Raw genomic sequence first — 8539 nt, 5'->3', positions numbered from 1 at the left:
AAGCAGCTCATGAAATTACCGACTATATCGTGGGATATTACAGCGCACTCAGGCCGCATAAATATAACGGTGGGTTGCCACCAAACGAATCAGAAAATAGATACTGGAAAAACGCTAACGCGGTGGCCAGTTTTAGTTGTCCACTACATTCTGCAGGCGGATGAAGAGAGGCCGCACGCCGAAGGAACTTGATCATGAGGTTTTACCCTGACGTTTTCATCGGCGCGCTGTCATGGAGGAAATCAACGGGGTCGCAATCTGGCAATAGCATGGGTGTGGGCGTGGGCCATTGCGTTACGATAAACAAAATGGTCCGTCGAGGTCGCCCCCTGAGCAATAAGTGTTTCGATTGCATCCTCAACGTTTAGGCGGTGCTGATATTAGTCTCAGAGGCAAACCGGTTATATAACCAGCCTGCACTAACCTGGCACTCTACGCGCATGCCGCTCACCAAAGCCGGGAAACACACGCTTTGCCCCTCGTCATCCCATTGTTCAAGATCGGGAAAATGGATCGCCTGGTTCATGCGCTTAGCTCCGCGCGCAACGTTTTCAGCACCGGTAAAACTGAGGGTAAAACCCCATGCCATAGCAAAAATGACGCGGCCGCCTGGCCCACCAGCATACCGAGCCCATCAACGCAGCGCAGCGCGCCCTGCCGGCGGCACCAGGCGATGAACGGCGTATCGCCTTGTTGGTAACACATGTCATAGCAACAGACCGATGACGTAATGAGCGATGCCGGCAGCGGCAGGATACTGCCCTGTACACCGGTCGAAGTCGCGTTAATAATTAGATCATAATCCGGCGTGCTCAGGCGCTCCAGCGGCAGCGCGCTGATATCGCCCACATGGTGGTAAAACCCGACCAGCTCCTGCGCGCGCGGAAAAGTGCGGTTAGTCAGCACCACTTTGCAACCGTAGGCCAGCAGCGGCAGGATCACTCCCCGCGCCGCGCCGCCGGCACCCACTAACAGAACCCGGCTGTCCTGGCGCAGTAGATCGAGACGCTGCAAATCACTGACCAGACCAATGCCGTCGGTATTGTCCCCCAGCAAAAAGCCGTCCGGCTGCTTCTTGATGGTATTCACCGCCCCCGCCAAAGCACTTCGCTCGGTGAGTTGATCGCATAGCGAAAACGCACGTTCTTTAAATGGCAGGGTAATATTTGCCCCCAAGCCGCCCGCGTCGAAAAACTGCCGCAGCGTTTGCTCAAAGTCCTCCAGCGGCGCCAGTGCCCAGCCGTAAGGGTGGGTTATACTTGTCTCAGCGGCAAATAGCGCATGGATGCGCGGTGAACGACTATGGGTAATCGGATTACCAAAAACGGCAAAGGTATCCATGGTGACACTCCGGTTATAATCAGCCCTGTCGAATCAATTCGCCGCTCAGAGCATCACGTATCTCAGAGGGATTGAGTCGTCCTTCCACTGCCTCGTCCAGCACCGGGAAAGCGGCGCCCAATTGCTTACGCACTTCGTCGGCGCTACGCGCCGGCGGTTGGCCGGTCAGATTAGCGCTGGTGGACACCAGCGGCTTACCGAACACAAGACAAAGCCGCCGTACGGGTTCAAACGCGCTGACCCGTACCGCCAGGGATGCACGTTGCCCCGTAAGCCAGCGCGGTGTTGTCGGACGGGCCGGTATCACCCACGTCACGGGACCTGGCCAGCTGGCGAAGATCCGCACTCGTGCAGCATCATCTAACGCGTCGTCGTCAATATATTCCTTTAACTGAGCGTAATGGACGGCGACCAGAATTAAGCCTTTTTGCCACGGGCGTTGTTTTAACGCCAACAGCGCCTGGACCGCGCTTTCGCTGTCAGGATCGCAGCCCAACCCGAACACGGCCTCCGTCGGATAAGCGATTACCTGCTGTTGATGCAGCGCAATGACCAGCCTCGTCACGTCCTGGGAGGAGGATTCAATCATCATTATTGTTGTTTATCGCTACCGGTCGGCCGCAACGCTTATCAGCGCAAAAGCGCTTTACGCCGCGGGCAGTATTTTTCGCCATCAACAGCGAAAAATGGCAATCCTCGCATTCAGGAGGGGTACCGATCACAGGCGTAAGAACTTTTGCCAACGCGCGAGGTACGCTGCACCAATTTACCGGAACGGCACCCTGGACAGGTAAAAGCGGTGGTGTCGACCACCGCCGTGGGTGCAATGTGCTCGCACTCGGGATAGTTCGAGCAGCCGATAAACATACCAAAGCGTCCTTGGCGCAATACCAGCGTGGAGTGACATGCGGGGCAAAGCTGCCCTTCAAGCACTTTTACCACATGTCTATTCCCCTGCGGCCTCAGCGGACGAATATAGTCGCATTGTGGATAATGAGAGCAGCCCAGAAAGAGGCCGTGCTGGCCGGAGCGAATAACAAGCTCTGCCCCGCATGTGGGGCAGGACTCCGTTTGCTTCGCGGCAAAAAGCGCAGCTTTGGTCATAGCGTTAAATCATCTTTGATGCATCAATGCAGACGCTGTTCGTCTTCTTCAAAAACCAAATCTTCCATTTGCTGATAAGCATTTTCGCAGCCCGGAATATTGAACAGCACCATAAGAATAACCCACTTCAGATCTTCCAGATCAAATTCCGCCGCGGCCAGCGCCATCACACGGTCGATGACCATCTCGCGGGTCTCAAGGTTCAACACCTGAATCTGTTCGAGAAATAACAAGAAACCGCGACAATCGGTATCCAGGAACTGACTTTCTTCATCAGTGTAGATACGCATGGCAAGCGGATCGGCATTGAGAGCAAACGCTCTGCCCGTCCCGTCCTGCAAATCTGCCAGTTTAACGCATTATAAATATCGTCTTGTAGTGGTCAACTAAAACTGATGAAAGCCCACCCGGGTAAGGTCATCGGTCAATTTATCCTGATCCACGCGCATTTCGACTTTGTTGTGGATGTAGGTTTCAAACAAATACATTAATACGTCGAACACGGCCTGCCCTCCTTAATCGGACATAGCCGCCGGGTACAACTGCGATCCATCCTGCTAACTCCAGTTCGAGCAGTTTCACCACCACCTCTGGCACAGGTTGGCCGGCACGTTCAGCGACGACGTCAACAGGTGTAACCTCATCCCCTACGTTAGTTAACACATCGGCAAATGGCAATTTAACTTCGCATTCTGATGCAGAAATAATTTTCGTCTTATTCGGCACCAACCATTTCAGGTCACCGCATAGCTGTTCAAATATCTCCTCCGGACGGGTAATGAGCATCGCGCACTGGCGGATAAGCCAGTGGGTGCCGGCACTGGAAGGGCTGCCCAGCGGGCCGGGCCGGGCAAGGCAAACACCTCCCCCTCCCTACCCTGATCCAGCGCACAGCGCGCTGTGACCGGCGAGCCGCTTTTTATTGCCGCCTCAACTACCAGCACTCCCAGGCTCAACCCACTGCTTAAACGGTTATAAAAAGGAAAATGCATCGCCAGCGGCGGTGCAAAAGGCAAAAACTCTGATACCAGCGCACCGTCCTGCGCGACAATATCGGCGGCCAACCGACGATGCTGGCGCGGATAGCCGTAACCGATCCCACAGCCCAATACCGCTACGGTCTTTCCCCCGGCGGCGAGCGCCGCGCGGTGACAAACGCCATCAATACCCAGCGCCAGACCGCCGGTGATAGTCAGCCCGGCAGCCGACAGTTGACCGGCGGGCAATCTTGGTAGCGCTGGTGCTGCCGCGGAGTTAAAATCGTCTTTAACAACGCTTGCGTGTCCAACGGCGCCGAATCCGCCGTTTCGTTTAAATATTCCTTGGCCAGGGCGTTGTTCCCCCTTTTTACCGCCGCCATGCGCAGCCACATTTTGCTTGATGGCATTTCCTGTCCAATGCTGTCAATCAAAGCCGGAAATGTCTAGAATAAGGCTAAATATCGATTTCATACTCAGAAGATGCAGATTCAGACCACTATGTCATTATTGCAGGTATTACATTATCCCGATGAGCGACTGCGCAAAGTCGCCAAACCCGTCGTCGACGTCAATGACGCCATCCGCCGCATCGTGGATGATATGTTTGAGACTATGTACGCCGAAGAGGGCATCGGTTTGGCCGCCACCCAGGTCGACATCCACCAGCGGATCATCATGATCGATGTCTCGGAAAGTCGCGATCAGCGACTGGTGTTGATCAATCCCGAATTACTGGAGAAAAGCGGCGAAACCGGTATTGATGAAGGCTGTTTGTCGATCCCCGATCAGCGTGGCTTCGTTCCTCGGGCCGAAAAAGTGAAGGTGCGGGCGCTGGATCGCGACGGTAACAGTTTTGAGCTAGAGGCGGACGATCTGCTGGCGATCTGCATCCAGCATGAGATGGATCACCTGGTCGGTAAGCTGTTTGTCGATTACCTCTCGCCGCTGAAACGTCAGCGCGTTCGTCAAAAAATGGAAAAACTGGCGCGTATGGCCAAGCGGGCGGAAAAGTAACCCAACGTTATAGGAAACATCGTGTCTGACTCTTTACGTATCATCTTCGCCGGTACGCCGGATTTTGCTGCGCGTCATCTGGACGCGTTGATAGAGGCCAAACAGCAGGTGGTCGGGGTTTTCATCCAGCCGGATCGGCCCGCAGGCCGCGGCAAGCGCCTGACGCCCAGTCCGGTGAAGCAATTGGCTGAGCGGCACGACTTGCCTGTGTTTCAGCCCGCTTCGTTGCGCAAACCTGAGGGGCAACGGAGCGTGGCGGATCTGAATGCGGATATCATGGTGGTCGTGGCTTACGGCCTGATCCTTCCCCAGGCCGTGTTGGACCTGCCGCGGCTCGGCTGTATCAATGTGCACGGGTCGTTGTTGCCGCGCTGGCGTGGAGCAGCACCCATACAGCGAGCATTATGGGCCGGCGACGATCGTACAGGCGTGACGATTATGCAGATGGATGCCGGGCTCGACACTGGCACCATGCTGCACAAGGCCGTCTGCGCAATCCAGCCTGACGACACCAGCGCCTCTCTGTATGACAAACTGGCGCAAATCGGGCCGAACGCTCTTTTATTCACGCTAATGCAGATCGCTGCAGGCCGCGCCGTCGCAGAGCCGCAAAACAATGCCCTTGCCACTTATGCAGACAAACTCAGCAAGGAAGAAGCCCGACTCGACTGGCGTCTACCCGCGGCGCAGCTTGAGCGCTGCATCCGTGCCTTCAATCTGTGGCCCATCAGCTATTTTCCGCTGGCAGAACAACCGATTAAAGTCTGGGCAGCCAGCGTCGATGACGGGCAGACGTCTTTACACGCGCCCGGCTCGATATTGGCCGCGGACAAGGCCGGCATCCACATCGCCACCGGCGAGGGCGTATTGACGCTGACGCAGTTGCAGCCGGCGGGTAAAAAAGCGATGTCGGTTCAGGATTTGCTCAATTCACGCCGTGAATGGTTTACTCCCGGCACCGTTCTGGATTAATCTTCACCTGCAGGTGAGCCGGCGGCCTTTGCCATCGGTTGCAAAGCGAGCGCCCCACGGCCCGATCAGCTATGAAAACACACTATAATCTCCGCGTTATCACCGCCAGAGCGGTAGCGCAGGTTTTGGATCAGGGCCAGTCCTTCGGAGCCCTGTTGCCGCCGCTGCAGGCTGCTTTGAGCAAGAAGGACCGCGCGTTGCTGCAGAAGCTGTGCTTCGGCATTATGCGCGTCCTGCCGCAATTGGAATGGTTACTGCGCCAACTGATGGCAAAGCCGCTACCGGGAAACAACGCCCGGTACATTATCTCCTGATGGTTGGCCTGTATCAGCTGATATACACCCGCATTCCTCCGCATGCCGCGCTGGCAGAGACGGCTGAAGGCGCGGTGGCGATGAAACGACCACAGTTTAAGGGGCTAATTAACGGCGTGTTGCGCCAGTTTCAACGCCAGCAGGCAGCCCTGTTGACCGACGCCAAGCGGCAGGATATCCGCCATCTGCACCCCTCCTGGTTGCAAAAACGGATCCTGGCCGGCGCAGTATGCGCAGATCATCGACGCCAACAATCAACGGCCGCCGATGTGGTTGCGTGTCAACCGGCTGCGCCACAGCCGTGACGTCTATCTGGCGCTACTGGCCGGCGCGCACACGCAGTTACCGGATGCTATCAGGCTGGAAACGCCCTGCAACGTCGGCCGTCTTCCCGGCTTCGATCGGGGCTGGGTAACAGTGCAGGATGCATCAGCTCAGGGCTGCGCCCTGCTGCTCGCGCCGTAAAACGGTGAGACCATTCTCGATTTGTGCGCCGCCCCGGCGGCAAGATTACCCATATACTGGAAACCGCGCCCGCGGCGCGGGTTATGGCGCTGGATGTGGATGCGTAGCGCGCGGCACGAATCCATGACAACTTACAGCGTCTGGGCATGCAGCCGGAGGTGGTGATTGGCGACGGGCGCACTCCGGACGCCTGGCGCAGCGGTACGCTTTTCGATCGCATTCTGCTGGACGCTCCCTGCTCCGCGACCGGCGTCATACGTCGGCAGCCGGATATTAAATGGCTGCGCCGTGACGGCGACACCTCCGAGCTGGCAAAACTGCAGCAGCAAATCCTGTGCACCGCCTGGCGAGTTCTAAAGCCCGGCGGCACATTGCTGTATGCTACCTGTTCCATTTTTCCGGAAGAGAACTGCGGGCAAATTACTGCGTTCCTCGCCGACCACCCCGACGCCCTGCTGCAGGAAACCGGTGATGCCGCCGCACCTGGCCTGCAATGTTTGCCGGCGCCGACCTCAGGCGGTAGTTTCCTTTACGCTAAAATGATAAAAGAGACACTGGCCTGCTGAGGCCGCAAATGATAAACGGTAAGCGCTCCGACTAACGGCACAGATGATAACGGTACGCACACCCGTTGCAGGTGTGCCAGGCTGAACACAACGGGTCTTCTATGAAAATCATTATTCTTAGCGCGGGGCAGGTCGGCGGCACGCTGGCGGAAACCCTGGTGGGTGAGAACAATGACATCACCATCGTCGATACCAATCCTGACCAGCTGCGCCAACTGCAGGACAAATTTGACCTGCGCGCGATTCAGGGACATGGATCTCATCCGCGGGTTCTGCGCGACGCCGGGGCTGAGGATGCCGATATGCTGGTGGCAGTCACCAACTCCGACGAAACGAATATGATTGCCTGCCAGATAGCTTATACGCTATTTAAAACGCCAAACCCTATCGCCCGCATCCGCTCCCACGACTATGTCCGCGAAGCGGAGCGGCTGTTTTCACCCGAAACGGTACCTATTGATCATTTGATTTCCCCGGAGCAGCTGGTCACCGATAATATCTACAAACTGATTGAATATCCCGGTGCGCTGCAGGTGGTCAATTTTGCGGAGGGCAAGGTCAGCTTGGTGGCGGTAAAGGCCTATTATGGCGGGCCGCTGGTGGGCAATGCCCTTTCTTCGCTACGCGAGCATATGCCGCATATCGAAACCCGCGTCGCGGCGATATTCCACCAGGACCGGCCAATTCGTCCGCAAGGCTCGACCATTATCGAGGCGGGCGACGAAGTGTTTTTTGTCGTCGCCTCGCAGCATATTCGCGCGGTAATAAGTGAAATGCAGCGACTGGAAAAACCCTATAAGCGCATCATGATCGTCGACGGCGGCAATATCGGCGCCGGTCTGGCTTATCGGCTGGAAAAAGATTATAGCGTGAAGTTGATTGAGCGCGATCAGGAACGCGCCGCGGAGCTGGCGGAAAGGCTGCATGATACCATCCTCTTCTACGGCGACGCCTCAGATCAAGAGCTGCTGGCGCAGCAGCACATAGAACAGATTGACGTTTTTATCGCCATTACTAACGACGATGAAGCCAATATTATGTCAGCCATGCTGGCCAAATGCATGGGCGCGAAAAAGGTGTTAGTACTCATCCAACGGCGGGCCTATGTGGATTTAGTGCAGGGCAGCGTTATTGACATCGCCATTTCCCCGCAACAGGCCACGATTCCCGCGCTACTCGGGCACGTGCGTAAAGCGGAATCGTCAGCGTTTCCTCGCTGCGGCGCGGGGTGGCGGAGGCGATTGAGGCCATCGCCCACGGCGATGAGAGCACCTCACGCGTGGTCGGCCGCCATATTGATGCCATCAAGCTGCCGCCCGGTACCATTATCGGCGCCATAGTGCGCGGCGACGAAGTGATTATCGCCAACCGCAACAGCCGCATCGCGCAGGGCGACCACGTTATCATGTTCCTGACCGATAAAAAGTTTGTCAGCGATGTGGAACGGCTGTTCCAGCCCAGTCCTTTTTTCCTCTGAGTGTAGTGGCACACTGAATTTAGCCACCTGAACAGAGGTGATATGCTCACCTCAGAACAACACGGGTGCACCAATGAAAAGAAGAAATTTTAGTCCTGAATTCAAACGCGAATCCGCTCAACTGGTTGTCGACCAAAATTACACCGCCGCGCAAGCAGCAAAAGCCATGGACGTCGGTTTTTCTACGATGACGAAATGGGTAAAACAACTGCGTGATGAGCGACAGGGGAAAACGCCAAAAGCCTCTCCCATAACCCCGAAACAAATCGAAATACGTGAGCTCAAGAAGAAGGTACAACGCATTGA

At 56.2% G+C, this 8539-nt stretch carries 7 protein-coding genes, 1 tRNA gene and 5 pseudogenes; 6 read left to right on the top strand and 7 right to left on the bottom strand.

All coding sequences use genetic code 11. The annotated features are described in order from the left end of the window. Positions 1-364 precede the first annotated feature (364 nt). From ACTBDU_RS14915 to ACTBDU_RS14905, 3 genes are read right to left on the bottom strand one after another with little or no spacing between them, the layout of a single operon-like run. Positions 365-526, bottom strand: coding sequence for a DUF1488 domain-containing protein (locus ACTBDU_RS14915; RefSeq protein WP_438807012.1), 162 nt, complete (start codon positions 524-526; stop codon positions 365-367). Beyond that, a complete protein-coding gene (gene aroE, locus ACTBDU_RS14910) occupies positions 523-1341 on the bottom strand; it encodes a shikimate dehydrogenase (protein WP_438807011.1) in 819 nt (272 codons plus the stop codon). Before aroE ends, ACTBDU_RS14915 begins: the two co-directional genes overlap by 4 nt. A 19-nt stretch (positions 1342-1360) precedes the next feature. Next, positions 1361-1528 (bottom strand): Sua5/YciO/YrdC/YwlC family protein, encoded by a 168-nt coding sequence (locus ACTBDU_RS14905; RefSeq protein WP_438807010.1) that lies wholly within the window; start codon positions 1526-1528, stop codon positions 1361-1363. Between ACTBDU_RS14905 and ACTBDU_RS14900 the strand changes: the two genes are divergently transcribed. Next, positions 1493-1594 (top strand) — tRNA-OTHER (locus ACTBDU_RS14900). The genes ACTBDU_RS14905 and ACTBDU_RS14900 overlap by 36 nt on opposite strands. Before the next feature lie 328 nt (positions 1595-1922). Here the strand turns inward: ACTBDU_RS14900 and ACTBDU_RS14895 are convergent. The 4 genes and pseudogenes from ACTBDU_RS14895 to ACTBDU_RS14880 form a co-directional block, all read right to left on the bottom strand. After that, positions 1923-2445 (bottom strand): annotated as a pseudogene (locus ACTBDU_RS14895) (DNA topoisomerase family protein). Positions 2446-2468: 23 nt separating this feature from the next. Continuing rightward, positions 2469-2894: pseudogene (locus tag ACTBDU_RS14890) on the bottom strand (DUF494 family protein). Positions 2895-2919: 25 nt separating this feature from the next. Then, positions 2920-3656, bottom strand: a pseudogene (locus ACTBDU_RS14885) (DNA-processing protein DprA); the annotation flags it as partial. Further along, entirely contained in the window at positions 3638-3805 is a 168-nt protein-coding gene (locus tag ACTBDU_RS14880) for a hypothetical protein (protein WP_438807014.1), read from the bottom strand. The gene ACTBDU_RS14880 and the pseudogene ACTBDU_RS14885, both read right to left, overlap by 19 nt. 118 nt (positions 3806-3923) lie before the next feature. Between ACTBDU_RS14880 and def the strand changes: the two genes are divergently transcribed. The 5 genes and pseudogenes from def to ACTBDU_RS14855 all read left to right on the top strand — a co-directional run. After that, on the top strand, positions 3924-4439 hold the full coding sequence (def, locus tag ACTBDU_RS14875; RefSeq protein ID WP_438807013.1) for a peptide deformylase: 516 nt from the start codon (positions 3924-3926) through the stop codon (positions 4437-4439). 21 nt (positions 4440-4460) lie between these two features. Next, the gene (fmt, locus tag ACTBDU_RS14870) at positions 4461-5411 is read left to right on the top strand and encodes a methionyl-tRNA formyltransferase (protein ID WP_438807009.1); all 951 of its coding nucleotides are present in this window, start codon (positions 4461-4463) and stop codon (positions 5409-5411) included. 71 nt (positions 5412-5482) lie between these two features. After that, positions 5483-6756 (top strand): annotated as a pseudogene (rsmB, locus tag ACTBDU_RS14865) (16S rRNA (cytosine(967)-C(5))-methyltransferase RsmB). Between the two features lie 101 nt (positions 6757-6857). Further along, a pseudogene (trkA, locus tag ACTBDU_RS14860) lies at positions 6858-8233 on the top strand (Trk system potassium transporter TrkA). Between the two features lie 73 nt (positions 8234-8306). Then, positions 8307-8539, top strand: a 233-nt coding sequence (locus ACTBDU_RS14855; RefSeq protein ID WP_438807008.1) for a transposase, incomplete at its 3' end; no start/stop codon positions are given.

The organism is Sodalis sp. (in: enterobacteria), assembly GCF_051710625.1.
Lineage (GTDB): Bacteria > Pseudomonadota > Gammaproteobacteria > Enterobacterales > Enterobacteriaceae > JBPESN01.
The sequence above is the reverse complement of the archived record's forward strand: the minus strand, read 5'-3'. Positions and strand labels throughout refer to the sequence as shown.